Consider the following 26,362-nt stretch of genomic DNA (forward strand, 5'->3'; position numbering starts at 1 on the left):
GCGTGACGGCAGGCCGGACGGGTCACGCCCACCCTCACCTTCACAGCCATGTCGATGAGGGGATTCTAAAGACCGGCCTCTGTCGCACTTCTGACACGCGGCTGCCCGCCCCGGACCGCAGCGCAGGCACGCCCTCACGCACGCTGAGTAAACCTTCATCTGCGGGCGCAGGCAGGCGTCTATCCGTCAAATGGCGCATTCCACCCCAGGCGCAACGGCGTATGCTGACACCTGTTCCGGCCGTCCCCTCAGGGACCGTCCCGCGTCCGCCCACCGCCGCAAGCCCGCTGCCCGCCCACCCGCTGCCCACGCCCGGGCCAGCCGCCGTGCGGCACCCACCGAAAGGCCCCAGAGGTCCCTGTTGAACAACTTCAAGACGCTCTCGCCCTACCTGCGCCTCCACCGCAACCAGTACATCGTCGGCACGCTCGCGGTGCTCGGCGCGAACGCCGCCGTGCTGCTGCCCGCGTACTTCATCGGTCGGGCCATCGACGGCCTGCGCCTCTTCGCGGACGGCAACCCCGCCACGCCCGGCCTGACCCTCATGCAGCTCGCGCTGCTGGCGCTCGGCGTGATCCTCGCCACCGTGCTGTCCGGCAGCCTGATGGTCGTCGTGCGGCGCAGCATCGTGTTCGCCAGCCGCCAGACCGAGTACGAGATCCGCCGCGACCTGTTCGCGCACCTCAGCGGCCTCGACAAGCACTACTTCGACCGCGCCCGCACCGGCGACCTCATGAACCGCCTGACAGGCGACCTGTCCGCCGTGCGCGAAATGATCGGCTTCGGCAGCTGGCAGGTCGCGACCGTCATCAGCAGCTTCGTGGTGTCGTTCGCGTGGTTCTTCAGCATCAACTGGCGCCTCACGCTCGCGGTCCTCGTGGTGTTCCCCGTCATCATCGGCGTACTCATGTACCTCTCGCGGCAGGTGTCGCTGCGCTACGTGCCGATGCAGGAGCAGAACAGCGCCATCTCCGCCAAGGCGCAGGAGAACTTCTCCGGCGCGCGCGTCGTGAAAGGCTACGCCATCGAGGACCGCGAGATCGCCGAGTACAAGGTCATGAACACCGAACTCATCCGCCGCGCCCTGTTCCTCAACCGCGTCGAGGGACCACTCTTCGCGTTCATGAGCCTCCTGATGGGCGTCGCGTACGTCCTCGTGCTGCTGTACGGCGGCCGCATGATCCTGGGCCTCGTGCCGGGCAGCCCCCTCACGCTCGGGCAGTTCACGCAGTTCACGCTCACCCTCGAACGCCTCGCGTGGCCCATGCTCAGCATCGGCATGATCGCCAACATGCTGCAGCGCGGCATGGGCTCCTGGGCGCGCCTGCAGGAGATCTTCGCGGCCCGCGCGCGCGTCCACGACGGCGGCCGCACCGACCCCACCATCCACACCCTGCAGGGCGACATCCGCTACGAGGACGTCAGCCTGACCTTCGAGGGCCGCCGCGTCCTCGACCACGTCACGCTGCACATCCCCGCCGGACAGACGCTCGGCATCACCGGCCCCACCGGCAGCGGCAAGACCGTCCTCAGCCAGCTGATCACGCGCCTCACGGACGTCAGCGAAGGCAGCATCAAGGTCGACGGGCACGACGTGCGCAGCATCCCCGTCCGAACCCTGCGCGAGAACATCGCCGTCGTCCCGCAGGAACCCTTCCTGTTCAGCGACACCATCGCCAGCAACGTCGCCTTCGGGCTGGACAACGACCACTACCAGCCCATCGAGACCCTGAAGAGCGTCCGGCACACCACGCCCCCCGAAGCGCGCGACGTGCCGCCCGACATGGACCGCGTGCGCCGCGCCGCCGAGATCGCCGGACTCGCCGGGGAAGTCGACCGTTTCCCGCTCGGCTACGACACCATGCTCGGCGAGCGCGGCGTCACCCTGTCCGGCGGGCAGCGCCAGCGCACCGCGCTCGCCCGCGCCGTCGCCCGCGACCCCCGCATCCTGATCCTCGACGACAGCATGAGCGCCGTCGACACCGAAACCGAAAGCCGTATCCTGCAGGGCCTGCGAACGGTGCAGGAAGGCCGCACCGTCCTCCTGATCGGGCACCGCGTCAGCACCCTGCGGCACGCCGACCACATCATCGTGATGGACGCCGGACGCATCGTCGAACAGGGCAGCCACGACGAACTGCTCGCCGCGGGCGGCCACTACGCCGACCTCGAACGCAAGCAGCGCCTCGAGAGCGACCTCGACGACACCGACGAGACCGCCATCGCCGACGCCGCCCCCACCCGCCCCACCCCAGCCCAGCCCGCACCTCAGCCCGCACCTCAGGAAGTGAAGCGATGACCCAGCCCGACGAGGCATTCCAGAAGGAGTTCGACGCCGGACTCACCCGCCGCATCCTCTCCTACCTGCGCCCCTACACCTCCCTCGTGATCATCGCCCTCGTCACCACCCTCATCTTCTCGGTCGCGCAACCCCTCTACGGCCTCATCCAGGCGTACGCCATCGACCACGCGCTCGGCCCCGCCGTCCTGAATGCCGGCACCAGCGTCGTCCGCCGGGAGGAACTCTTCAGGCTCCTCCTCACGTCCGGCCTCACGTACCTCGGCCTGAAAATCCTCGACTTCCTCATGCGGTACGCGTCCACGTACACCGTCAACTACCTCGGCCAGAAGGTCCTCTTCGACATCCGCGCCGACATCTTCACCAAACTGCAGCGCCTGCAGCTCAGCTACTTCGACCAGAACCCCGTCGGCCGCCTCATCACGCGCGTCACCAGCGACGTGGACGCCATCAACCAGTTCATCACCGCGGGCCTCGTCTCCCTCATCACCAGCACCTTCCTGATCATCGCCTTCGTCGTCATCATGCTGCAACGCTCCTGGCAGCTCGCGCTCGTCAGCTTCCTCGTGATGCCCGTCCTCTTCTGGGTCACCAGTTACTTCCGCACCCAGATCCGCCAGTCGTTCCGCAACACCCGCATCCAGCAGGCCATCGTCAACACCAAACTCAACGAGAACATCACCGGCATGATCACCGTGCAGCTGTTCGGCCGCGAGAACCGCAACGGCGTCGACTTCGACCGCTCCAACCGACTCCTGCTCGGCGCGAACCTCCGCAGCGTCAGCTGGTTCGCCCTCTTCCAGCCGAGCGTCAGCATCCTCGGCGCGGTCGCCAGCGCCCTCGTGCTGTGGTTCGCGGGCCGCGCCATCCTCGGCGAGGCCGGCATGATCGGCGCCGGCATCACCCTCGGCACGCTCGTCGCCTTCAACTCCTTCGTCGGCCAGCTCTTCCAGCCGATCCAGGACCTCGCCGACGTCCTCAACAACCTGCAGGCCGCCATGGCCAGCAGCGAACGCATCTTCGGCGTGCTCGACACCCCCGTCACCATCCAGGACAAACCCGGCGCCCGCCCCCTCCAGTCCTTTCAGGGCCGCGTCGACCTGAACGGCGTCTGGTTCGCGTACGACGACACCGTCACCGCCGACACGCCCGACACCGACGAACGCTGGACCCTGCGCGGCATCGACCTGCACATCCAGCCCGGCGAGAGCGTCGCCCTCGTCGGCGCGACCGGCGCAGGCAAAACCAGCATCACCAGCCTCGTCAGCCGCTTCTACGACGTGCAGCGCGGCAGCGTCAACGTCGACGGGCACGACGTCCGCGACCTCCAGCAGTACGACCTGCGCCGCCACATCGGCGTCGTCCTGCAGGACGTGTTCCTGTTCGCGGGCACCATCGAAAGCAACCTCACGCTCAGCAACCCCGACATCAGCCACGACCGCGTCGTCCAGGCCTGCAAATACGTCGGCGTGCACGACTTCATCCTCGGCCTGCCCGACGGCTACGACACCGAAGTCCGCGAGCGCGGCGCGACCCTCAGCACCGGCCAGAAACAACTCCTCGCCTTCGCCCGCGCCCTCATCCAGAACCCCGACATCCTCCTCGTCCTCGACGAAGCGACCGCCAGCGTCGACACCGAAACCGAACTCCGCATCCAGGAAGCCCTCACCAAAGTCATGCAGGGCCGCACCAGCATCATCATCGCGCACCGCCTCAGCACCATCGAACACTGCGACCGCATCATCGTCATGCGCAGGGGCCGCGTCGTCGAGGAAGGCAGCCACCGCGAACTGCTCGCCCACAACGGCTATTACGCCCGCCTCCACCGCCTCCAGTACGCCCAGGCCGACGCCGCCGACTGAAGCACCCCCCAGCAGCAACGGAAGCGGGCCGCCCTCCTGAACTGGAGAGCGGCCCGCCTCACGTGCAGGCACGACGGCCCTTCAGTTCACCTGAAGGTGGCCGTGCACGTCCCCACCACATCGTCCTGCACCATCAGGCTGCCGGAGAACACCGTCCCCTTCGGATCGAACGGCTGCACCCGGCACAGGTACCCGACACCGCCCCCCGGCGCGTCACGGTCCCGCCACACGAAGCGCAGCAGGTTTTCGTTGGCGTTCAGGATCACCACCGGTTCCCCCGACCCGCTCACGGCGCTCAGAAGGCCCAGGACGTCACTGCTCCCGTAGACGCCGGGATTCGGGTTGAGGACCGTCTTCACCGCGACCTGAGCCGACGTACGGACTGTCCCTGCCTCACCCGTCACGGCCCACACCTGCCCCGACACCAGTGGCAGGGAGGCGGACGACGACATGCCGGGCGCGCAACTCGCGAGGACCGCTAAGAACGGCAGACTCCAGATGAAGTGTTTCATGACCATGAATCTACCGTGCCCGGTACATCGGCCGCTCCTCAAAACCGTATATGTTGGTGCCCGCGGCCGGGCGGCGGCTTCGCGTTCCGCTCGGCTGAGCTGCAGGAGTTCAGCTCGATTTGGTATCAGTACGTGTACACCCAGCCGACCGGGAAGGTCCCGTTGCTGACCACGCTGCTCGGTCCCGCCGTGTCCTGACGCAGCAGGTTCCAGCCACGGTGGAGCGTGACGTTGCTGTACGTCTTCTGCGCGCCGTTGCAGTTGATCACGCCGTTCAGGGCCGCGCCCCGGTCCGCGTACAGGTACAGGCCCGTGGTGGCCTGCCCGGCCGCGAGGTTCAGGTGATCGGCCGGGAAGATCGTCCTGTTCCCGCCGGACGCCTTCACCGTCAGGTACTCGAAGCCCACCGTGTTCAGCGCCGCATCTGAACTCGTGACGGTGGACGTGCACGACCCGGCCTGACCCGCCCCGCCGAATCCGCCACTCAGCCCCGTCATCTCCCGGTCACTCGCGAGCTTCAGGGCCAGCTGCCCGGACGCGTCGACGCTGCCCGTCACGAGCGCGTACCCGTTCGCGTTGCCGCTCCGGTCCCCGCTCACCTCGCGCACGCTCACCGCACCGCCCGTCCAGGGCTTCAGCGTGCCGCTCGCGTCACTGCCGGACACTTCCCTCACCGTGTCCGTCACCGGAACAGGCGTGAAACTGCTGTCGTCCTCCGTCACGGTCAGCACGACGTTGAACGCATACGGTTTCCGGCTGCCGCCCACCGACGCGGCCAGATCCAGGTTGGTGCTCTGCCCGGGCTGCAGCGTCCCGGACAGCAGCCACCCGTAAGGCTTGACGGTCGCCACCTGCCCGACCGGCACTCCGGGCGTCACGCCACCCACGGCCAGCGCACTGCGGAACGGCGTGGCATCCGGATCCACCTGAACGACCGGCATCGTCACGCCCTGCGTCACCTGCACGCGCGCCTGACCGGTACTCAGGAAGGGTGCCACGCTGCTCGCGTCGCTCTGATCGAAGAAACTGACGCTCTTGAACTCCGTACTCCCGATGGTCGGCGCGCCCACCGTCACCGTGGACGGATCAGCGTCCTCGTCCGTATTGGTCGGTAGGAACGTCAGGTTCGTGAGCGGCACCGAGCCCGTATTCGTCACGCGGTACAGCGAATGCACGTACTGCTGCCCCGACGTGCTGTCGTCGATGGTCGTCACCGACACCCTCTGGAAACTCAGGGCAGGATCACTCGACACGAACGCCTGACGCCCCACCGTGACGGGACCACGCAGGGTCAGCTCGTACGTCCCGAGCGTGCGGCCCGCCCCGCTCCGGGCGGGTGTGGTCACCTGAGTACAGGCGGAAAGAGCGAGGGCGGCCGTACACAGCAGGGCAACAGGACGAAACGACATGCCTCAGTATATGAAACTGCCCCTGACCTCAGGGACGCAACAGTGACCGCGACTCAGGCTCCCCCCTCCCGCAAAGTGCCCGGGGTTCATATGGGCAGAGCGAGCACCAAAAAGTACGATTTGGAGGGGATGGAAGCTGGCAAGCGTCCCCTCCTGCGGATCTGTACCAGTCATGGGCGCTGATCTGCCCAAGAAGGGATGTCGGCGGTGTTTCCGCCATCCCTGGAATCGGATCAAAAACGTGCTTTTTGACACTCGTTCCGCTCGGCTGAACTCCAGAAGTCAGCTCAAAATCGTATCAGTCGGTATATGCGCCGACCGACGCGCTGCTGACGAGTTTGGCGTACTTGGCGAGCACGCCGCGCTTGTAGCGGGGTTCGGGCTGTACCCATGCGGCGCGGCGGCGGGCGAGTTCGGTGTCCGGGACGTGCAAGGTGAGGGTGAGGGTTTCGGCGTCGAGTTCGATGGTGTCGCCTTCCTCGACGAGGGCGATGGTGCCGCCCACGAACGCTTCGGGCGCGACGTGGCCGACGACGAGGCCGAAGGTGCCGCCCGAAAAGCGGCCGTCGGTGATGAGGCCCACCGAGTCGCCGAGGCCTTTGCCGATGATGGCGCTGGTGGGGGAGAGCATTTCGCGCATGCCGGGGCCGCCTCTGGGGCCTTCGTAGCGGATGACGAGGACGTCACCGGCGCGGATCTGGTCGCTCATGATGGCGTGCATGGATTCTTCTTCGCTGTTGAAGACGCGGGCGGGGCCGGTGATCTTGATGCTCTTGAGGCCGCTGATCTTGGCGACCGATCCTTCTTCGGCGAGGTTGCCGCGCAGGATGGCGAGGTGCCCTTCGGTGTAGAGCGGGTCGCTGAAGGCGCGGATGACGTCCTGCCCTTCGCTGGGCGTGTCCTGTTCCTGCGCGAGGTTCTCGGCGATGGTTTTGCCGGTGACGGTGAGGCAGTCGCCGTGCAGCAGGCCTTCCCTGAGGAGCATTTTCATGACGCGGGGGATGCCGCCGACTTCGTGCAGGTCGGTGGCGACGTACTGGCCGCTGGGTTTCAGGTCGCAGAAGACGGGGGTGCGTTCGCGGATGCGTTCGAAGTCGGCGAGGGTCAGGTCGATGTCGCAGGCGTGCGCGATGGCCATGAGGTGCAGGACGGCGTTGGTGCTGCCGCCGACGGCCATGATGACCGTGATGGCGTTCTCGAAGGCTTTCTTGGTGAGGATGTCGAGCGGGCGGATGTCCTGCGCCACGAGGTTCAGCAGGGCGCGGGCGCTGTCTGCGCTGGACACGGCCTTTTCGGCGTCCACGGCGCTCATGGTGCTGCTGTACGGGAGGCTCATGCCCATCGCTTCGAAGGCGCTGCTCATGGTGTTCGCGGTGTACATGCCGCCGCAGCTGCCGTTGCCGGGGCAGGCGCGCTTCTCGATCTCGGTGAAGTCCTCGCGGCTGATCTTGCCCGCGCCGAACGCGCCGACCGCCTCGAACACGCTGACGATGGTGAGGTCCTTGCCGCCGTAGTGGCCGGGTTTGATGGTGCCGCCGTACACGAAGATGGCGGGGATGTTCAGGCGCGCGATGCCGATCATGGCGCCGGGCATGTTCTTGTCGCAGCCGCCGACGACGATCACGCCGTCGTGACTCTGCCCGCGCGACACGGTCTCGATGCTGTCGGCGATCACTTCGCGGCTCACGAGGCTGCACTTCATGCCTTCGGTGCCCATGCTGATGCCGTCCGACACGGTGATGGTGCCGTACACCTGCGGCATGCCGCCGCCTTCCGTGATGGCGCCCGTGATGTGCCCTGCCAGTTCGCCCAGGCCGTTGTTGCAGGGCGTGATGTTGCTCTGCGCGTGTGCCACCCCGATGATGGGTTTCTCGAAGTCGCCGTCCTGGAAGCCCACGGCGCGCAGCATCGCGCGGTTCGGGGCGCGCTCGTCGCCCTGCGTGACGTGGTGGCTGTTCCAGTTCAGTTTCTTCCTGCTCGTGGTGTCCGTCATGTCCCGAGTCTAGACCCTCGGGGCGCGCGGTGCGGGCGGCGTTTCAGACAGGTGTGCGCGGCCCGACGGTCGCTGTAGGCTGAGCGGGGTCAGCGCAGCGGCGCTTCGATCAGGCCGCGTTGAGCCTGCACGCGCACGACCGGCCACGGGACTGCCTCGCCCGCCACGGTCACGGTGAGCGGCACGCCGGGGTCGTAGCGCAGGGGGGTGACGGCGCCGCCCTGCAGCAGCGCGTGGTCCGGCAGGCCGTCCCGCGTCACGGTGACGCGCACGGCCCGCACCTGCTCCTGCAGGGCGTCCGGGACGCTGTCTGTCGGGTCGGCGCTCAGCACGCCCGGCTGCGGGAAACGCACCTGCAGGTCCGCGTAGTACGTCATGAAGTGCGCGTCCGGGTCGAAGTGCGTCAGGGCGAGCGCGAGCGTGTCGTCCTGCACGTGCACGGTGCGGCCGTCGTTGCCGAGCGTGAACGAGCGGCACGCCACGAGGTACGGCGCGGCCTGCGTTTCGGGGCCGTCCGGCGCGTCCCACAGCAGCTCACCGCTCACCGTGACTCGGGCGTTCCCGTCGCAGATGCGCGCGAGGTCCTGCGCGAGCGGCAGGAACGTCCCTGCGGGCGCGCTCGCCTGCGTGGGCGCGCAGGCCGTGCAGAGGGGCAGCAGGGCCAGCATCAGACCCAGGACGCGCAGGCCACCGGGCCGCGCGGGGCGGGAGCGTGCATCGGTCATGACGCAGGGTACCCGCCGGGGCGTTAATGGAATGCGTATCGGCCGGAAAGCTGTGATGTGGAGTCGCTCGGTGAGAGTCCTGTCAGACCGCGCGCCCTACAGTGATGAAGACCAAATGAAGAGCGATCTTTCTGCGTTCAGGCCACGCCCTGACCGTCTGCAACTGTCCCAGAGGAGTCCCATGAAGAACCGTTCCCCACTCGCCCGCCTCGCCCTGTGCAGCCTTGCCCTCCTCGCCTCCACCGCGTCCGCCCGCACCTTCAGCGCCATCCGTGCCGAGGGCGTGCTGCGCGTCCTCGCGCCCGCCGACCTGCCGCCCTTCACCTTCGTGACGAGCGGCGTGAACGCCGGGTTCGAGATCGAACTGCTGGGCGCCATCGCGTCCGACATGGGCCTGAAACTCGACGTGCAGCACGCGCCCAGCAGCCAGCTGTTCCCGGCCCTGCAGGACGACCGGGCCGACGTGGCCGTCGCGGCCCTCGCCATCACCAGCACCCGCGAGCAGAAGGTCGACTTCACGCAGCCCACCCTGTGCGGCGGCGTGAGCGTCATCTCCGCCGACCCCAAGATCCAGCTGCACACCGACCTCGAAAACAAGACCATCGGCGTCGCGTCCGGCACCATCATGGAAAGCTACGTCGCGAAACTCCCCTTCCAGAAGACCGTCAAGGTCTTCCCGACCATCAGCGACGTGACGCTCGCCCTGTTCTCCAGGCAGATCGACGCGACCTTCGGGTACCTCATCATGAAACCCACCCTGGACCGCCTGTACCCCAAGTACCCGACCGTGTGGGGACCCGTGCTCTTCAACGTCCCGATCGGCATGGCGACCGCCGACAGCAACACCTCCACCCGCTCCGCCCTGAACATCGGCCTGATCAAGGTCATGCGGGACGGACGCTACGCGAAACTCAGCCAGAAGTACTTCGGGACGGACGTGAGCTGCAAACGCAGCTGACCGGCACTGAAGCACAGGAATGAGGCGGGCGACCGGAGAGTACCGGGTCGCCCGCCTCGTCCGTTCCCTACAGTTCCCTTCAGGCGGGGTGGAGGTCCAGCAGCACCAGTTCCGGCGGGCAGAGGTTCCGGAAGGGAATGCCGCTCAGGCCCAGGCCGCGGCTCACGTACGCACGCGCGCCCGGCCTGTCCCCGGACGGGTCGCCGCGCACCCAGCCCTGCGCGAACCGCTGCCCGTACGCGCTCGGCACGACGGGCGCGCCCAGCAGCGGGAGGCGCACCTGCCCGCCGTGCGTGTGCCCGCACACGGCCAGCCCGTCCGGCCGCCACGCGGGCGTTCCGGCCAGCGGCACGAGCGCGTCCGGCTCGTGAATCATCAGGAGTTGCGCCGCCTGCGTGGGTGCGCCGTGCAGGGCCGCCTGCGCGTCCGGCGCGCCCCACATCAGGTCGTCCAGCCCGCCCAGCCACACGTCCGGCCGCAGGGACAGCCCCTCGTTCGTCAGGACGCGCAGCCCGCCGCGTGCCAGTTCCTGCCGGAACCGTTCGCGCACGTCCTGCCAGTCGTCCCGCGGGCCGCCCGAGTACGGCTGATCGAAGCGCCCGAAGCACCCGTAATCGTGGTTGCCCCACACGCCGTACACGCCGAGCGGCGCGCGCAGCCGCGCCAGCTGCCGCGCGAGCGGGCCGGGCATGCCGGACGCGAGCGGCACGTCCGCGAAATCCCCCACCACCAGCGTCACGTCCGGCCGGACGCCGAGCGCGAGATCCACCCACGCCCGCACCTGCGCCTCCCGGATGAACGGCCCGTAATGCAGGTCCGTCAGGACCGCCACCCGCAGCGGCGACTCCAGGCCCGGCAGGGTCGCCTGCACGCGGCTCAGTTCGGGCGGCGCGTACCCCTGCGCGGCCCCCACGCCCGTCCCCGCCAGCCCCAGGCCCAGCCCCCACGCCAGCACCTGACGGCGACTGAGGTGAGGGAAGCGGTGGGCAGGCGAGGCGGGCGTCATGCCCGCCAGGGTAGCGCTCCCACATGAATGCCGCACAGGGACACCCGACACCCGCACCCCGGACGCGGCACGGGCGTCTTCGGGACGCCCGCACTGACCGTCAGCACCTGCAGAGCGGCATCACCGGAGCGGCCGCCACCCAGGGTGGACGCGAGGAAGTCAGGGCGTGCGGCTCAGTTCCGCGCCGCTCAGCGGGCCACCCACGAACTCACCCATCCCGTCCACCGTCACGCTGTTTCCGCCCCAGCGGCCCTCGCCGCGCACCGGACCCTCCCAGTACGCCACGAAGGTGCTGCGTGCCAGCAGTTCCTGCGTGTCGTTCACGGCCCGCAGCGTCAGCTCTCCCCGGTCGGACCGGACCGTCCAGTCCAGCACGTACGTCCGGCCACTCCCGGACACCCAGGTGCGTGCGGGCGTCATGCTGACGTTCCCCACGGCGCGCGCCACGCCGTCCGCGCCCACCTCCGACCCGGCCAGCTGCACCACCCGGCCGTCCGGTGTCCGCACGCGGTACAGCATCAGGTCCGACCCGTCCGACAGGTGCACCCCGAACCAGTCCCACAGGGCCGTCCGGCCCGGCTGCTGATCACCCCACTGATGATCGAGCCATGCCGTGCCCCGCGCGGCACGCCCGGCCACCGTGCCGCCCACCGAGAGTCGCGTGACGCTCTGGTAGTACAGCTGCCCCGTTTCCGGCGTCCCGGAGTACCCGGGCGGATGAACGACCGGTCCCTTCTGCGGCGTGAGCGTCACGTCCAGCGGGCCAGCCACCAGCCGGAACCCGGCGGTGTTGCCCGCGCCCTCCTGCGTGAGGGACCAGTCGCCCTGCCGCACCCGCAGGGGCGGGAACGTGAACGTCGCCCCCGGCGCGCGGTTCTCCAGGAACTGCACCTGTCCGGTGTTCAGGTCCGTCACGGCCACGTGCGCCACGTTGTACGGCACGCCCTGGTAGTTCACCTTGAACTGCGCCCAGTGGAACGCCTGACCGGTGTCCGGCAGGTACGCGGACACGTACCACCATTCCGTCGCGGCACGGTTCGGGCCGAGTGCCGACGCTTCCGGCACTCGGGCACCGTCGAACCTCTCGGCGCGTGGCAGGCACGCCGTCAGGACGGGAACGCACATCAGGGACGCCAGCAGGATCCGGGCACGCATGCGTCACTGTACGGGCCGCGCCGCGCGAACACCGCACGGCAGACTACAGGCCCCGACCATCCCCCTCCCCGGCCCTGGGCCGCAGGTGCGAGAGGCGACCCGGCACCAGCCTCCGCAGCAGCGCGACGAGTTCCGCGTCCATGAATTCATAGTCGTCCGGGATGCCCAGCGTCAGCATCCGGTCGTCCGGCAGCGCCCCACGGAACCGCTGGCGCATCAGCTCACGGTGGACCTTCTGCATGCAGACCGCCACGTCCGCCCACTCCAGCAGGTCGCGCGACACGGGCGTCGGCGCGTCACGCTCCGTCCCTGCCGACGTCACCTCCCACCCTGGCGTGTCCCGGAACACGACCTCCGCCGTCGGGGACCGCAGCCTGTTCTGCGTGCACACGAACACCACCCGCAGTGCCCGTGAACCGGCAGGCGTCTCCTCCCGGATGTCAGTACACCTGCGTGACGTGCACGATGCTGGCCGACTCCATCAGGTGTCCCCACACGGCCCGCCAGGCCGGAAAGCGGTCCGACTCCCGGAACGTCACGGTGTGTGCCTCCAGCGTCTCCCACCAGATCAGCAGCGTGAAGGTGTCGGGCGACTCCACGCCCCGGTGCAGCTCGTGCCGTACGTACCCGGGCGTGCTCTCCACGAAGGGAAAGGCGTCCGGCATGACCGAGATGAACGCGTCGGCGTTGCCGGGCTTCAGCACAATGGTGGCAATTTCGAGGACCATGCGTCCATTCTGTCAGGCCGAGGGGGTGCAGGTTACTGATGTGCCTTAACCCCGGCCATGAAGCGGTGCAACCGACGACCCGCGCCCGGAAACGTCAGTGCCGGACCTGTGCCGGATGCCCGGCCGCACGGCCAGTGCCGCGCACGGCACGAGAAAGGGCCAGCCCGGCCAGGACCCATGGTCTCAGGGTTGATGCTGATCGTAGGCCTGCCGCAGCCAGCCGTACACCTCGTCGTCCACCTCCGCCGGGTCGGCAATCCGTACCCGGTGCGTGACCATGCGGTTCCAGCTGCCCGCCGCCTCCAGTCGCCCGGCGGGTTCCGCGCCCTTCAGGTTCAGCCCGATGTCGAAGCGGTCCGCGCTGGCCGGGTGCAGGCTGGCGAAGCGTCTGGGCCGGAACAGCGACACGTAGGCCTTGCTGTAGGTCGTCTCCACGTCCGGCCCGAACGCCTGCACGTGCCCCATGAGGGCGTCGTAGAGCGGCCGCCAGTGGGCCTTCTTCCCGGCGAACAGTGGCGTCAGATGGTCGTCGGCGGTCTTCTGACTGTGGTCCGGGTTCAGGATGGTGGCGATGACCGCCTGCGCGTGCCCGTGCCCCAGCCCGAGATCGGTCTTGAGCCACGCCAGCAGCTCCCTGTGGGTGGTCAGTCCCTTCTGGGCGGCCTGGGCGCGGAAGTCGGCCACGGTCAGGCCCGTTCTGGCCTGGACGTTCTCCAGATAGGCCTGGAACGCTCTCGCGTTCTTCTCGGCCACCTGCCCCGGCACGGCCTACACCGTGCCCTGCGTGACGGCGCGGGACTTGCCCTGCCCGGCGACCACCTGGTTGATGATGCGCAGCCACGCGCGGCCGGACGCGGCGACCACGTCGGTGTCGACGCCGGTGCCGTGCAGGCTGGTCTCGCCGTGACGGGCGGTGATGCTGACCTCGCCGAGCGCCTCGGAACCCTTGGTGACGGCCTGCACGCGGTAGATCTCCAGGCTGGGGGCGATGCCGGTGGCGGCGTTGATGGCACCGAACACCGCTTCGACGGAGCCGTTGCCGCTGGCGGTCGCTTCGTGCACGCCGTCCGGGGTGGCGATCCGCACGAAGGCGAGCGGCTGCAGGTCGCTGCCGGACGTGATCTGGAAGCGTTCGAGCGTGAAGGTCTGCGGGATGTCGGTGCGGGCCTCGACGAGGGCGCGCAGGTCGTCGGCGTAGATCTGGCCCTTGCGGTCGGCGAGGTCCTTGAAGCCCGCGAACAGGCCCTTGATGCGCTCCTCCTCGATCTCGTAGCCCAGGTCGCTGAGCGCCTTGCGGAACGCGGCGCGGCCACTGTGCTTGCCCATCACGAGGACGCCCGCCTCACGGCCGACCAGTTCGGCGTTCATGATCTCGTACGTCTCGCGGGCCTTCAGGACGCCGTCCTGGTGGATGCCGGACTCGTGCGCGAAGGCGTTGTCGCCCACGACGGCCTTGTTCGGCTGGACCGGCATGCCGCTCAGGCGGCTGACCATGCGGGAGCTGCGGTACAGTTCGCGCGTGGCGATGCCGGTCGTGTAGGCGTACACGTCCTGGCGCGTGTGGAACGCCATCACGATCTCTTCGAGGCTGGCGTTCCCGGCGCGCTCACCGATGCCGTTGATGGTGCACTCGATCTGGCGTGCACCGCCCTCGGCCGCCGCGATGCTGTTCGCGACGGCGAGGCCCAGGTCGTCGTGGCAGTGGCTGCTCAGGATGACGTGGCCGGGCAGGTTCTCGCGGACGTGCGCGAACAGGGCGCGCATCTCGTCGGGGGTGGTGTAGCCGACCGTGTCGGGAATGTTGACGGTGGTGGCGCCCGCCTCCACGACCGCCTGGAAGATCCGCACGAGGAACGGCCACTCGCTGCGGGTGGCGTCCTCGGCACTGAATTCCACGTCGTCCACGAAGCCTCGGGCGAGACGCACGGCCTGCACGGCGCGTTCCACGACGGCGTCCGGCTCCAGGTTCAGTTTCTTCTTCATGTGGATGGGGCTGGTCGCGATGAAGGTGTGGATGCGGGGCCTGTCGGCGCCGTCCACGCCGCGCGCGGCCGCTTCGATGTCGGCCTGCCCGGCCCGCGCGAGGCCCGCGATGATCGGGCCGCGCACCTCGCGCGCGATGCGTTGCACGCCCTCCAGGTCGCCGGGACTGGCGATGGGGAAGCCCGCCTCGATCACGTCCACGCCCAGCCGCGCGAGCTGGTGCGCGATCTCCAGCTTCTGCTGGTGGTTGAGGGCCACGCCGGGGCTCTGTTCACCGTCGCGCAGGGTGGTGTCGAAGATGCGGATGCGTTCGGGCTGGCTGCTGGACTGGGTCATGGTTGTCCTCCTGCGGGTGGGGGCTTCGGGCGGCGGTGCATAAAAAACCCCGGAGCGCGGGGGCTCCGGGGGAAGGTCTGGCAACGCGAACTTACGCCTGACTCCACCGGAGGCGCGTAAGAAGAAGCGAAGCGACGATCTGCATGGCTCCACAGTACGCGGGCGGGCGGGCGGGGTCAAGGGCAGTCGTCTACACCGTGGGTGGAGCGCGGCGGCCCTTCACGGGCCGGGCCGGACCCCGGTTCAGTTCACGCTCACCTGGAAGCACACGCGGCCGCTCTGGTTCTGCAGGAGCGTGCCGTGCGTGTACGTGAGGCGCGTGCCGATCAGGGACGCGGCGTCCGTGTCGGCGGCGCTGCTGAGCGTGCTGACGGCGCTGCCCAGCGTGAGCTGCACGCCCAGGCCCGCCCCGTACGCGCCGGTGAGGGCGGAGGTGTTGGCGGGCGCGTCGTCTTTCAGCTGGAAGTTCGGCGCGTCGCCGCCCGTGTTCTGGAACGCGATGCAGTACTCGAGCGTCTGGCCGGGGCTGGCATTCACGCTCGTGCCTGCCGCCGCGCCCGTCGTGACGTTGCGGACGGACTTGGTGAGTTTCACGTTCGGGCGGGGCTGCACGGTCAGGGTGTCGCTCGCGCCGTTGTTGCCGGTGTTGACGCTGCCCTCGCTGGCGCTGGAGACGCTGGCCGTGTTGGTGACGTTGCCGTTCGTGCCGGTGTTGGCGCGCACGGTGAGCGTCACGTCCGCGTAGCTGCCGCCCGGGGCGAGCGCGTCGCTGCGCGTGCACTGCAGCGGTGAGAGCGTGCACGTCCACCCGCTTCCCGTGACGCTCAGGGCGGTGAGGCTGGCGGGCAGCGTGTCCGTGAGGGTCACCGTCCCGAAACTGGGGGCCAGTCCGGCGTTGCTCACGCGCAGCGTGAAGGTGGCCGTCCCGCCTTCCGGTGCGGTGCCGGTGTGCGACTTGCTGACGGTCAGGTCCGGTCCGGCGACCGTGACGCGGGCGGGCTGGTCCCCGGCGGCGTTCGGGTCGCTGTCGCTGGTGTCGGATACGGCCGTGCCGAGCGTCTGCTGGTTGTAGTTCACGGTGCCGGTGTTGTCGATGTTCGTGCCGCCCGGCACGGCCGCGTTCACGGTCACGCGGAAGCGCGCGCGCGTCTCCTCGCTCGGGAGGACCAGTCCGCCCGCGCTGGCGGTCGCGCCACCCCCCAGCCGGAACGTGACGGTGCGCGTCCCGCCCGCGTACTCGGCCTGGTCGTCGCCGGCCGCGTCGGTTTTCGTGCCGGCGTTCGAGCCGGTGATCACGAGGCTGCCCGGCACGTACGTCACGTTGCCGGGCAGGGGGTCGGTGAGGATCACGTTCTTTGCGCCGTCGTTGCCGCTGTTCCTGACGACCAGTTCGTACTCCAGCGTGTCGCCCGGCACGGTCGCGCCGCCGTTCAGGTCGGTCACGCTCTTGGTCAGGCTGTCCTTGATGTTCGGCACGAAGATCTCGGTCGCGAGCGTGATGACGCCCGGATAGATGACGTCGCCGCTCGTGCCGATCACGCGCACCACGGCGGACGTGCTGCCGTTCGGGAGGGGCGTGTTGGGCGTCAGCGTGTCGATATCGAGTCCGAGCGTGTTCGTGTACGCGGGCGTGCGGCCGAACGTCACGTCCGCGCCGAGGGCCGTGATGGTGCTGTTGAACACGTCGTTCACGGGGTTCGTGGCGTTCGACACGGCCGACAGGCTCGACGTGCTCGGCCCGAACTGCAGGCTGCCGCCCGCGCCGCTGCCTTCCAGGCTGCCGCGGTCCCCGTCGTAGGCGACCACGCCGATGGTGCTCCTGACCGTCCCGACGCTCGGCGTGATGAACCCGCTCACGCCGATATCGACCGGCGTGGCCGCGTTGCTGGCCTGCTGAAGCCCGTCGAACACCGCGAGGTTCCGCGTGGCGAGCGACGTGTTGCGGTACGCGACGACCATCGTCCACCCGCCCCAGTTGCCCGCCCCGGCGGTGGACGCGACGTTGCCGACCGTGTACACGCCGTTGCCGCCCGCCTGAACGAGCGTCGTCACGTCGATGAACGACTGGTAGTTGCTGCCGACGGCAGCGACGTTCGCGGCGAGTGCCGTGACCGGCGCGCCGCCCGCCAGTGGCGTGGCGAACGTGGCCGCCGCGCGGTTCGTGGCGCTGGCCGAGATGCCGTTCAGGTACAGTCCGGCGAACAGCACGTTGCTGCCCGCCGGGAGGTTCAGGCCCGCGCTGCTGGAGTTGCTGGTGGCGGGATCGCTGTCCGTGTCGACGGGCACCATGTACGTGTTGTTGTTGGTGATGCTGCCGCCCGTCCTGGCATTGTTGCACGCTGTGATCTGCGCGGCCGTGGCGGGCGCGGCGGTCGTGCAGTGGTAATTGACGTTCCCGATCAGGACGATGTCGCCTGCGACGGCCGTGTTCGTGTACCGGGCCGCGAAGGTCTTCTGCGCCGCCGCGTCCTGGCCCGCCAGTGTGAGCAGCAGGTACAGCAGCGTCAGCAGGCTGCCGGGGGAGCGCCAGCGCAGCCCGCGAGGAGGCTGCGGGGTTGTCCGGACAGGCATGGAGGGGATCATGGCTGTCCTCATCTTATGAGGAATAGTTCACATGATTCTGACAACGGTCGTCACAGCCGTCCCCCCGAACGGGGGAACACACCAAAGCCGTGCGGCCCGCCCCCATCTCGGGGGCGGGCCGCGCTGCTTGCAGCCGTCCGGGGTCCATTCAGGCCGTCAGGCTGTCAGGGACGCACCGGACGCCGGATCAGACCTCCAGTTCCTTCTTGGTGATGAACGGCATCTGGTCACGCAGTTCCTTGCCGACCACTTCGAGAGTGTGGGTGCGCATCTTGCCGCGCTGCTCGTTCATGTACGGGAAGCCGCTCTCGGCGTCCTCGATGAAGCGCTTCGCGAACGCGCCGCTCTGAATGTCGCCCAGCACGCGGCCCATCTCGGCCTTCGTGTCGGCCGTGATGATGCGCGGCCCCGTCACGTAATCACCGAACTCGGCGGTGTTGCTGATGCTGTGACGCATGCCCTCGAAGCCCTTCTCGTAGATCAGGTCCACGATCAGCTTCACCTCGTGCAGCGTCTCGAAGTACGCGATCTCCGGCTGGTACCCCGCCTCGACCAGCGTCTCGAAGCCCGCCTGGATCAGGTGCGTCACGCCGCCGCACAGCACGCTCTGCTCACCGAAGAGGTCCGTCTCGGTCTCTTCCTTGAAGGTGGTTTCCAGCACGCCCGCACGCGTGCCGCCGATCCCGCGGGCGTACGCCAGCGCGATGTCCTTGGCCTTGCCGGTCGCGTCCTGCTGCACCGCGAAGATGCTCGGCATGCCCGCACCGTCCGCGTACACGCGGCGAAGCATGTGACCGGGACCCTTGGGGGCCACCAGGAACACGTCCACGTCGGCGGGCGGCGTGATGCGCCCGAAGTGCACGTTGAAGCCGTGCCCGAAGGCCAGCGCCTTCCCGGCCGTCAGGTGAGGCGCGATGCTCTCCTCGTACGTCTTGGGCTGGTTCTCGTCCGGGATCAGGATCATGATCACGTCGGCCGTCTTGGTGGCGTCCTCGATGCTGACGACCTTCAGGCCCGCCTGCTCGGCCTTGGCCTTGCTGGGGCTGCCGTCACGCAGGCCCACGACCACGTTCAGGCCGCTGTCACGCAGGTTCTGCGCGTGCGCGTGCGCCTGCGAACCGTAACCGATGATGGCGATCAGCTTGTTCTCGATGGGGTCGAGCTGGACGTCCTTGTCGTAGTACATTTTTGCGGCCATGTGCGTGCTCCTTTGAAATGAAGGCTGATGAAGTGAAGGCTGAAGTGGGGGCGGGTGGGGGTCCTGAGCTCCGCGTGCAGCCGGGAGCGACGGAAGGAACTATAGAGCGTGCGTGCAGGCGGGCGCGGGTCCTTCTCTAGCCTGATTTCCCGGCCCGCGCTGCCCGTGCCGTCGCCCGGACGGCGGCAAGCGGGACTCAGAACAGGTTCTCGACCGTCTGCGCTTCCTGTTCGCGCGGGGCGACAGAGGTGCTCGTGGCGGTCAGGCCGGTGCTCTCGCCGTCGTGGTACACGTGGCTGGGAATGTCGGCGTTGCTGCCTCGCGTGAGGGCCACGCGGCCCGTCCGCATGGTCTCCAGGATCCCGAAGGGCCGCATCTGCTCGATGAACGCCGTGATCTTGCCCTCGTCGCCCGTCACCTCGAAGGTCAGGGCGTGACGGCCCACGTCCACGATGCGCGCGCGGAAGTCCTCGGCGATGTGCCGCACCTCGACGCGCGTGTCGTTGGTGATGTGGACCTTCACGAGCACCAGTTCGCGGTCCACGAACTTCTCCAGGCTGTGGTCGATGACGTGCACCACGTCGATCAGCTTCTCCAGCTGCTTCATGGCCTGCTCCACGATGCCCCGGTTGCCGGTCACCACGAAGGTCATGCGGCTCAGGCCGGGGTTCTCGGTGCTGCCCACGGAGAGGCTCTTGATGTTGTACGCGCGCCGCCCGAACAGCGCCGTGATGCGCGTCAGCACCTTCGGTTCGTCCCGCACGATCACGCTCACCAGATGGTCCTGCTCCACGCCGACACTGTGCCCCGTCATTATTTCTCCACCTTTGCGCCGCCGTCCCGGCTGCTGGGGTCCTTCTCGATCATCTCGTACAGGGCCGCGCCCGCGGGCACCATCGGGAACACGCCGTGCTCCTGCGGCACGACCACTTCCAGCAGCGCGGAGCGCGGGTGCGCGAGCCACGCGTCGATGGCGGCCGGGAGTTCCTCGGCGCTCGACGCGCGGAACCCGGAGATGTTGTACGCGTCCGCGAGCTTCAGGAAGTCCGGGTTGCTGTCCCCCAGGTACACCTCCGAGTACCGCCGCCCGTGGAACAGTTCCTGCCACTGGCGCACCATGCCCAGGAAGGAGTTGTTGATGATGCAGATCTTGACGTTGTGCACGCTGTACTTCGTGAGGGTCGCGAACTCCTGCGCCGTCATCTGGAAGCCGCCGTCTCCGGCGATCACGATGCTCGTCACACCCGGCTCCGCCATGGCCGCGCCGATCGCGGCAGGGAACCCGAAGCCCATGGTGCCCAGCCCGCCCGAGGTCAGCCAGCGGCGCGGCTTCTCGAAGCGGGCGAGCTGCGCGGCCAGCATCTGGTGCTGCCCCACGTCCGTCGTGAGGATGTCGTCCGGACGCAGGCGGTCCACGACCTGCTTCACGGCGTACCCGGCGCCCCACGCGGTCGGCAGTTCCTCGCGGGACTTCCACTCGGCGATCTGCGCCGTCCACTCCGGGTGCAGGTACGGCACGGCGTCCACCGTCAGGGCCTGCGCGGCGGCGGCGGCGTCCGCGCGGACGGCCACCTGCGTGTGCACGATCTTGCCGATCTCGGCCGCGTCGAGGTCCACGTGAATGATCTGCGCGTGACGCGCGAAGTCCTTCACGCGGCCCGTCACGCGGTCATCGAAACGCAGCCCGATCCCGATCAGGACGTCCGCCTCACTGATGGCGCGGTTCGCGGCGACACTGCCGTGCATGCCCGGCATGCCCAGCCACAGCGGGTCGCTGGCCGGGAAGCCGCCCAGGCCCATCAGGGTCGTGATGGTCGGAATCTGCCACGCGCGAGCGAACGCCGTCACTTCCGGCGTGGCGCCCTGCGCGCCGCCGCCCACCATCAGCACCGGCCGTTTCGCGCCGCGCAGCAGCTCCACTGCCGCCGCGACCGCTTCCCGGCGGGGCTCCAGGCGCGGCACTTCCGTCTGCGGGCCGACGATCACGCCGCCGAATGCCGCCATCTGCACGTCCTTGGGGATGTCCACCAGCACCGGACCGGGACGGCCCGTCGTGGCGATCCGGATCGCTTCGGCCACGATGCGCGGCAGGTCGTCCGGGTCCTGCACCACGTAGTTGTGCTTCGTGACGGGCAGCGTGATCCCCGTGATGTCCGCCTCCTGGAAGGCGTCCGTCCCGATCAGGTGCCGCGCGACGTTGCCGGTGATGGCGAGCAGCGGCACGCTGTCCATCATGGCGTCCGCGAGGCCCGTCACGAGGTTCGTGGCGCCCGGACCGCTGGTCGCCATGCACACCCCGAGCCGCCCGGTCGCCTTCGCGTACCCTTCGGCCGCGTGGATGGCGCCCTGCTCGTGCCGCGTGAGCACGTGCCGCACCTCCGGGTAGTACGTCAGCGCGTCGTACACCGGCATGATCGCCCCGCCCGGGTAGCCGAACACGGTGTCCACGCCGTGCGCGGCGAGCGTCGCCCAGAGCGATTTCGCTCCGGTCATGGGTTCCTGGGTGGGGTGGTGCGGTCCGGCGTGTTCTGTGTCGCTCATGGCCTGCCTCTGGTGGTTGCCCCTACAAGAAAACCCCCGCCCTGGGTGTGGGGCGGGGGTTTGAACGTCACGCGAACCTCTAGCGCCGTGAAACCCCGGAGCTAAGAAGTACCACCACGATGGAGGTGTAAAGCGCGTACATACCGCAAGCTTACGCGCCCGGCCGGGGAGGGTCAAGCCGCGCCGCGCGCCCCGTCTAGATGTGCGCGGCGCACGCACGCAGCCCGCACGGGCGTCCCTTCAGCCGACGTCCGCGCGCCCCAGCGCCTGCAGCACGGCGGCCGTGAACTCCTGCGTGCCTGCCGTCCCGCCGATGTCGCGGGTGGGCGCCGTCTTGAGCGCCTGCGACACCGCCCCGTCGATCTTCGCGGCGGCGTGCGGCTGGTCCAGCCCGTGGCGCAGCAGCATCGCGGCACTCATGATGGCAGCGGCCGGGTTCGCGACGCCCTGCCCGGCAATGTCCGGCGCGGACCCGTGAATCGGTTCGAACAGTCCCGGACCGTCCCCCAGGCTCGCGGACGGCATCAGGCCCAGGCTGCCGGGAATCACGGCCGCGAGGTCCGACAGGATGTCCCCGAACAGGTTCTCCGTCACGATCACGTCGTAACGGGCGGGATCCGACACGATCAGCATCGCCACGCTGTCCACGTACTCGTGGTTCAGGTGCAGCCTCGGGTACTCCCGGTCCCGCAGGGCCGTCACGTCCCGCCGCCACAGCTCCGACACCTCCAGCACGTTCGCCTTGTCCACGCTCGTCACGCGGCCCTTGCGCTGCTCCGCCGCCCAGAACGCGATGCGCGCGATGCGCTCCACCTCCGGCGTCGTGTACCGCATGGTGTTGTACGCGGTGTCCCCGTCGATCTTGCGGTCCTGGTCGAAGTAGATGCCGCCCAGCAGTTCCCGCACGATCAGGATGTCCACCCCGCGGCTCAGTTCCGGCTTCAACGGCGACAGGTGCTCCAGGCCCGGCTGGACCCGCACGGGCCGCAGGTTCGCGTACACGCCGAGCGCCTTGCGCAGCGCCAGCAGGCCCGACTCGGGGCGCAGGTGGCGCGGCAGCTGGTTCCACGGGCTGTTCTGCGCGCCGCCCACCGTGCCGAGCAGCACGGCGTCCGCCGTCTTCAGCGCGTCCCGCGTCGCCTGCGGGAACGGCTCGCCCGTCGCCTCGATGGCCGCGCCGCCCAGCAGGTGCTCCTCGAACGTCAGGTCGGGCGCCACCTCGCGCAGCACGGCCACGGCGGCAGCGGTGACTTCAGGGCCGATCCCGTCACCGGGCAGCGTCACGACCTTAGGCATGGTGGCCGCCCTCGGTGCTCACGGCGTCCAGCGTCTCCGCTTCCAGCTCGGCCTGCGTGTGGCTCTTCATGTACTCCAGCCAGCCGCCCGCCGCCTGCACGTCCAGCGCGAACTGCGCGACCGGCACGAAGGTCACGACCTGCCCGGTGCGCTTGTTGGTGATGACGCCCGCCTTCAGGTCCAGGTCGGCCTCGTCGCCGTCCTGGAAGGCCTCCACGATGCCCTCGCACTCCAGCGCCAGGAAACCGTTGTTGATGCTGTTGCGGTAATAGATGCGCGCGAAGTTCGGCGCGATCACGGCCGCGATGCCCGCCCCGCGGATCGCCCACACGGCATGCTCGCGGCTGCTGCCGCACCCGAAGTCCGGGCCGGCCACGATGATGTCGCCCTTCTGGACGCGCTTCACGAAGTCCTTGTCGTAATCCTCCATCGCGAACTTCGCCAGTTCGCTCTCCACGTCGCTCGTGAGGTGACGGGCGGGAATGATCTCGTCGGTGTTGATGTGCGCACGGTCAAAGACATGAACTTTCGGCATGAACGCCTCCTGTCGAAACTGAAAAGAAGAGGGAAGAGCCCGCCCGGCACGCGGCCCGGCAGGCAGGAAGGCCGGTCAGTCGCGCTCCAGCAGCAGCAGCGTCCCGAAGCCCGCCATGACGCTGCCCGCCACGCGGTCAATGCCGCGCCGCGCCCGCAGGTACGCGGACTGCAGACGCACGGTGGACATCCCGAACGCCACCAGCGCGAACCACAGCACGCTGAGCGTCACGATGACCGCGAAGGCCCCCAGCTTGACGCCCGTCCCGCTGTGCGCGGGCAGCACGCTGGAGAACACGCTCCCGAAAAAGATCGCCGCCTTCGGGTTCGCGATGTTCGTCAGGAAGCCGCTCCGGAACGCCTGCGCGTCACTGCGCGCCGGGAGGACAGGCGCCGCCTCGCCCTCCGCACGCCGGAAGCTGGAGCGCCACAGCGTGAACGCCATGAACAGCAGGTACGCGCCGCCCGCCACGCGGATGACGCCGTGCACCCACGCGAACTGCTCGAACAGCACGTTGATGCCCAGCAGCGCCAGCGCCGCCCAGCACGCGATACCGCTCACGACGCCCGCCCCGGCCAGCAGCGCCGCGCGGCGCGACCGGGCGACGGCCGTCTGACTCACCAGCAGCACGTCCGGTCCCGGCACGACCAGCACCAGGGTGTGCAGGGCCGCCACGGTCAGCAGGGTGCTCAGCACGCTCCACCCCTCACGCGGGACCGTCCCGCTGACCGCCGTCCGGCTCCACGACTTCCGCGTCGATGGTCCGCCCGTCCTCCAGCTCGCCGTCCTCGCCTTCCGCGTCCAGCGGCGCGCCCAGCAGGTCCTCGAGATTCATGCCGTCCAGACCCATCTGCGCCAGCAGCGCCTGCAGCTGCGCGTCACGGTCCACCTGCTCCGGGTACGCGCGCCACGACTCGCCGTCCATGCTGTACGCCTCGGCGCCCGGCCAAAACACCACGTCCATGTCACCGCTGCGCTCCAGCACCTGCACGGTCGGCGACAGCACCAGCGGCACCGGCGTCAACCGCAGCGTGAACCGCCGCGCGGCAGGCGAACCCTCGTTCTCCTCGCTCAGGTCCTCGTCCAGCAGGGCGTGATGGTCCTCCAGCCACGCCTCGTCCCCCTCGCCCAGCAGCGTCAGGGCCGCGCGCTCCAGCGCCTCCCGGTGCTCCGCGGGCGCTTCCGGCTCCAGCGTCACCTGCACGTCCCCGCCGGACCGGCGCAGCGTCGCCACGAAATCCTCGCCCTCCGCATCCGCCGTGACCGCCGGGTGCTGCATCAGGTACCGCAGCGTCGAGTCCGGCTCGAACTCCGGCAGGGCCGCCCAGCTCCCGTTGTAGTCGTACTCCGTCGCGCGGATGTTCAGCTGCCGACGCGTCTCCCCGTCCTCCTCGAAGAACGCGTCCGGGTTCTCCTCCAGCTCCCGCGCGAGCCACGCCGCCGACCCGCTCAGCAGCCCCAGCCGCAGCCGCATGCGGTCCGGCACGGGAATGTCCATCAGTTCCGCCTCGGTCTTCAGCAGCTCCCGCGGAATGCCCGTCCCGATGAACGTCGTCCGGTACCGCGCGTCCCAGCGCACGCCCGTCTCCGCCCACGCCGCCAGACGCGACCGTACCGCCTCCGGCAGCGCGTCCCCCTCCATGCGCCCGTCCCTGTAGAGGATCACCTCGCGGTTCTCCACCTCCGGCATCAGGCCCAGCTGCTTCCTGCGCTTCGCCTCACCCATCAGTCGGCCGCTCCCGCCTGCGTGTTGTGCTCACGCGGGTCCGAGATGAAGCCCGTGATGGCACTCGCCGCCACGGTCGCCGGAGACGCCAGATAGATCTCCGCCGTCGGATCACCCATCCGACCCACGAAATTCCGGTTGGTGGACGAGATGCACACGTCGCCCGGCCCCAGCACGCCCGTATGCATGCCCAGGCACGCCCCGCAGCTCGGGTAGCTCACGGTCGCGCCCGCATCCACGAAGATCTCCATCAGACCCTCCTGCGCCGCCTGCTTCCACACCTGCTGCGTGGCCGGCACGATCAGCATCTGCACGCCGTCCGCCACCGTGTGCCCCTTCAGGATGCGCGCCACCTCACGCAGGTCGCTGATGCGGCCGTTCGTGCAGCTGCCCACGTACGCGTGCGACACCTTCACGCGGTCCGCGCCCGCCACCCGACCGTTGCTCGGAATGTGCGGGAACGCCACCGTCGGCTCCAGCGTCGACACGTCAATGTCCAGCACCACCTTGTAGTGCGCGTCCGGGTCGGACGTGTACTCCGTGTACTGGTCCGGCGTCACGCCACGCGCCGCCATGTACGCCCGCGTCGTGTCGTCCACCGCGATGATGCCGGTCTTGCCGCCCGCCTCGATCGCCATGTTCGTCAGCGTGAACCGCCCCTCCATGTCCAGACGGTCGATGGTGTCACCCACCCACTCCATCACCATGTAGTTCGCGCCGTCCGCGTCGATCTGCCGGATCACCTCCAGCGCCAGGTCCTTCGCGCTCACGCCCTCACGGAACTCGCCCGTCACGCGGATCAGCATCGTCTCCGGCACCTTGAACCACACCTTCCCGGCGTAGATGGCGCCCGCCAGGTCCGTGCTCCCCACCCCGGTCGCGAACATGCCCAGCGCGCCCGCGTTGCAGGTGTGACTGTCGCCGCTCACCAGCGTTTGCCCCGGCTTCGCGAGCCCGGTGTTCTCCAGCACCACGTGCGCGATCCCACCACGACCCACGTCGTAGAAGTGCTTGATGCCCTTCTCGTGCACCCAGCTCTTCAGCTTCTGGTACATCGTGGCCGCCTTGATGTTCATGGCCGGCACACTGTGATCCGGAATCGCCACGATCTGATCCGGGTTGAACACGGAATCCATCCCGCGCTCCTCCAGCATCCGCAGGGCCGCCGGCGTCGTGATCTCATGACACAGCACCCAGTCCGTCGCGCACTCGATCAACTGACCAGGAACCAGGGACTCATGCCCGGAATGGGCCGCCAGAATCTTCTCCGCAATCGTCATTCCCATACGTGCCTCCCGCACCCGCGCTGCCCGCCCCGCAACAGGAACCCCCCGAAACCACGTGGGCGTCGGGGGGCAGACGGACGAACGCTCGGGTGCGCTCACTGCCCCCAGCAAAGAAGAAGGACCCCACCGAAGCGGCCCCCGATCCGTGCAGTCACAGTGAACATCGCCCCGCAGTGTACGCGCCGCACCCCACCGGAGCAAGACGGGTTGCTTAGGCAGACAGTCATGCAG

22 protein-coding genes are annotated in these 26,362 nt (G+C 68.9%); 3 read left to right on the forward strand and 19 right to left on the reverse strand.

Annotated elements, in window-relative coordinates; all coding sequences use genetic code 11:
- The first annotated feature begins 361 nt into the window (after positions 1 to 361).
- The gene (locus IEY33_RS08850; protein WP_188962492.1) at positions 362 to 2,299 is read left to right on the forward strand and encodes an ABC transporter ATP-binding protein; all 1,938 of its coding nucleotides are present in this window, start codon (positions 362 to 364) and stop codon (positions 2,297 to 2,299) included.
- Positions 2,296 to 4,161: an ABC transporter ATP-binding protein gene (locus IEY33_RS08855; protein ID WP_188962495.1), complete on the forward strand. Its 1,866-nt coding sequence runs from the start codon at positions 2,296 to 2,298 to the stop codon at positions 4,159 to 4,161. The genes IEY33_RS08850 and IEY33_RS08855 overlap by 4 nt, the downstream gene beginning before the upstream one ends.
- Positions 4,162 to 4,247: 86 nt before the next feature.
- Here the strand turns inward: IEY33_RS08855 and IEY33_RS08860 are convergent, their stop codons facing one another.
- The 4 genes from IEY33_RS08860 to IEY33_RS08875 form a co-directional block, all read right to left on the reverse strand.
- Positions 4,248 to 4,673 (reverse strand): hypothetical protein, encoded by a 426-nt coding sequence (locus IEY33_RS08860; protein WP_188962498.1) that lies wholly within the window; start codon positions 4,671 to 4,673, stop codon positions 4,248 to 4,250.
- A gap of 125 nt (positions 4,674 to 4,798) precedes the next feature.
- Positions 4,799 to 6,019, reverse strand: coding sequence for a hypothetical protein (locus IEY33_RS08865; protein ID WP_188962500.1), 1,221 nt, complete (start codon positions 6,017 to 6,019; stop codon positions 4,799 to 4,801).
- 361 nt (positions 6,020 to 6,380) lie between these two features.
- The gene (gene ilvD / locus IEY33_RS08870; RefSeq protein ID WP_188962503.1) at positions 6,381 to 8,075 is read right to left on the reverse strand and encodes a dihydroxy-acid dehydratase; all 1,695 of its coding nucleotides are present in this window, start codon (positions 8,073 to 8,075) and stop codon (positions 6,381 to 6,383) included.
- Positions 8,076 to 8,164: 89 nt separating this feature from the next.
- Positions 8,165 to 8,800, reverse strand: coding sequence for a hypothetical protein (locus IEY33_RS08875; protein ID WP_188962506.1), 636 nt, complete (start codon positions 8,798 to 8,800; stop codon positions 8,165 to 8,167).
- 181 nt (positions 8,801 to 8,981) lie between these two features.
- Between IEY33_RS08875 and IEY33_RS08880 the strand changes: the two genes are divergently transcribed.
- Complete coding sequence (locus tag IEY33_RS08880) at positions 8,982 to 9,758, forward strand: substrate-binding periplasmic protein (RefSeq protein ID WP_188962508.1); 777 nt, start codon at positions 8,982 to 8,984, stop codon at positions 9,756 to 9,758.
- Positions 9,759 to 9,837: 79 nt separating this feature from the next.
- Here IEY33_RS08880 and IEY33_RS08885 read toward each other — a convergent pair whose 3' ends face one another.
- The 15 genes from IEY33_RS08885 to IEY33_RS08955 all read right to left on the reverse strand — a co-directional run bounded on the left by IEY33_RS08885 (position 9,838) and on the right by IEY33_RS08955 (position 26,131).
- Positions 9,838 to 10,764: a metallophosphoesterase gene (locus IEY33_RS08885; RefSeq protein WP_188962511.1), complete on the reverse strand. Its 927-nt coding sequence runs from the start codon at positions 10,762 to 10,764 to the stop codon at positions 9,838 to 9,840.
- A gap of 159 nt (positions 10,765 to 10,923) precedes the next feature.
- On the reverse strand, positions 10,924 to 11,919 hold the full coding sequence (locus tag IEY33_RS08890; RefSeq protein ID WP_188962514.1) for a lipocalin-like domain-containing protein: 996 nt from the start codon (positions 11,917 to 11,919) through the stop codon (positions 10,924 to 10,926).
- A 43-nt stretch (positions 11,920 to 11,962) separates the two neighbouring features.
- On the reverse strand, positions 11,963 to 12,319 hold the full coding sequence (locus tag IEY33_RS08895) for a low molecular weight protein tyrosine phosphatase family protein (RefSeq protein ID WP_306415607.1): 357 nt from the start codon (positions 12,317 to 12,319) through the stop codon (positions 11,963 to 11,965).
- 40 nt (positions 12,320 to 12,359) lie between these two features.
- Positions 12,360 to 12,647: an antibiotic biosynthesis monooxygenase family protein gene (locus IEY33_RS08900; protein ID WP_188962517.1), complete on the reverse strand. Its 288-nt coding sequence runs from the start codon at positions 12,645 to 12,647 to the stop codon at positions 12,360 to 12,362.
- Between the two features lie 183 nt (positions 12,648 to 12,830).
- Positions 12,831 to 13,412, reverse strand: coding sequence for a DUF5655 domain-containing protein (locus tag IEY33_RS08905; protein WP_188962520.1), 582 nt, complete (start codon positions 13,410 to 13,412; stop codon positions 12,831 to 12,833).
- A gap of 3 nt (positions 13,413 to 13,415) precedes the next feature.
- Positions 13,416 to 14,966 (reverse strand): 2-isopropylmalate synthase, encoded by a 1,551-nt coding sequence (locus tag IEY33_RS08910; protein WP_188962523.1) that lies wholly within the window; start codon positions 14,964 to 14,966, stop codon positions 13,416 to 13,418.
- Positions 14,967 to 15,209: 243 nt separating this feature from the next.
- Positions 15,210 to 17,537, reverse strand: coding sequence for a DUF11 domain-containing protein (locus IEY33_RS08915; protein WP_188962526.1), 2,328 nt, complete (start codon positions 17,535 to 17,537; stop codon positions 15,210 to 15,212).
- A gap of 199 nt (positions 17,538 to 17,736) precedes the next feature.
- Entirely contained in the window at positions 17,737 to 18,747 is a 1,011-nt protein-coding gene (ilvC, locus tag IEY33_RS08920) for a ketol-acid reductoisomerase (protein WP_188962528.1), read from the reverse strand.
- A 196-nt stretch (positions 18,748 to 18,943) separates the two neighbouring features.
- A complete protein-coding gene (gene ilvN, locus IEY33_RS08925; protein WP_188962530.1) occupies positions 18,944 to 19,561 on the reverse strand; it encodes an acetolactate synthase small subunit in 618 nt (205 codons plus the stop codon).
- Positions 19,561 to 21,288 carry a biosynthetic-type acetolactate synthase large subunit gene (gene ilvB, locus IEY33_RS08930; RefSeq protein ID WP_229670889.1) on the reverse strand — a complete coding sequence of 576 codons (1,728 nt, stop codon included), beginning with the start codon at positions 21,286 to 21,288 and terminating at the stop codon, positions 19,561 to 19,563. The genes ilvN and ilvB overlap by 1 nt, the downstream gene beginning before the upstream one ends.
- Positions 21,289 to 21,528: 240 nt before the next feature.
- A complete protein-coding gene (gene leuB / locus IEY33_RS08935) occupies positions 21,529 to 22,584 on the reverse strand; it encodes a 3-isopropylmalate dehydrogenase (RefSeq protein ID WP_188962533.1) in 1,056 nt (351 codons plus the stop codon).
- A complete protein-coding gene (locus IEY33_RS08940; RefSeq protein WP_188962535.1) occupies positions 22,577 to 23,119 on the reverse strand; it encodes a 3-isopropylmalate dehydratase small subunit in 543 nt (180 codons plus the stop codon). Before IEY33_RS08940 ends, leuB begins: the two co-directional genes overlap by 8 nt.
- Positions 23,120 to 23,194: 75 nt before the next feature.
- Positions 23,195 to 23,815, reverse strand: a complete 621-nt coding sequence (locus IEY33_RS08945) for a LysE family transporter (protein ID WP_229670890.1) — start codon at positions 23,813 to 23,815, stop codon at positions 23,195 to 23,197.
- Positions 23,816 to 23,825: 10 nt separating this feature from the next.
- Entirely contained in the window at positions 23,826 to 24,845 is a 1,020-nt protein-coding gene (locus IEY33_RS08950; protein WP_188962538.1) for a hypothetical protein, read from the reverse strand.
- Positions 24,845 to 26,131: a 3-isopropylmalate dehydratase large subunit gene (locus IEY33_RS08955; RefSeq protein ID WP_188962540.1), complete on the reverse strand. Its 1,287-nt coding sequence runs from the start codon at positions 26,129 to 26,131 to the stop codon at positions 24,845 to 24,847. Before IEY33_RS08955 ends, IEY33_RS08950 begins: the two co-directional genes overlap by 1 nt.
- Between the last annotated feature and the right edge of the window lie 231 nt (positions 26,132 to 26,362).

The organism is Deinococcus aquiradiocola (assembly GCF_014646915.1).
Lineage (GTDB): Bacteria > Deinococcota > Deinococci > Deinococcales > Deinococcaceae > Deinococcus > Deinococcus aquiradiocola.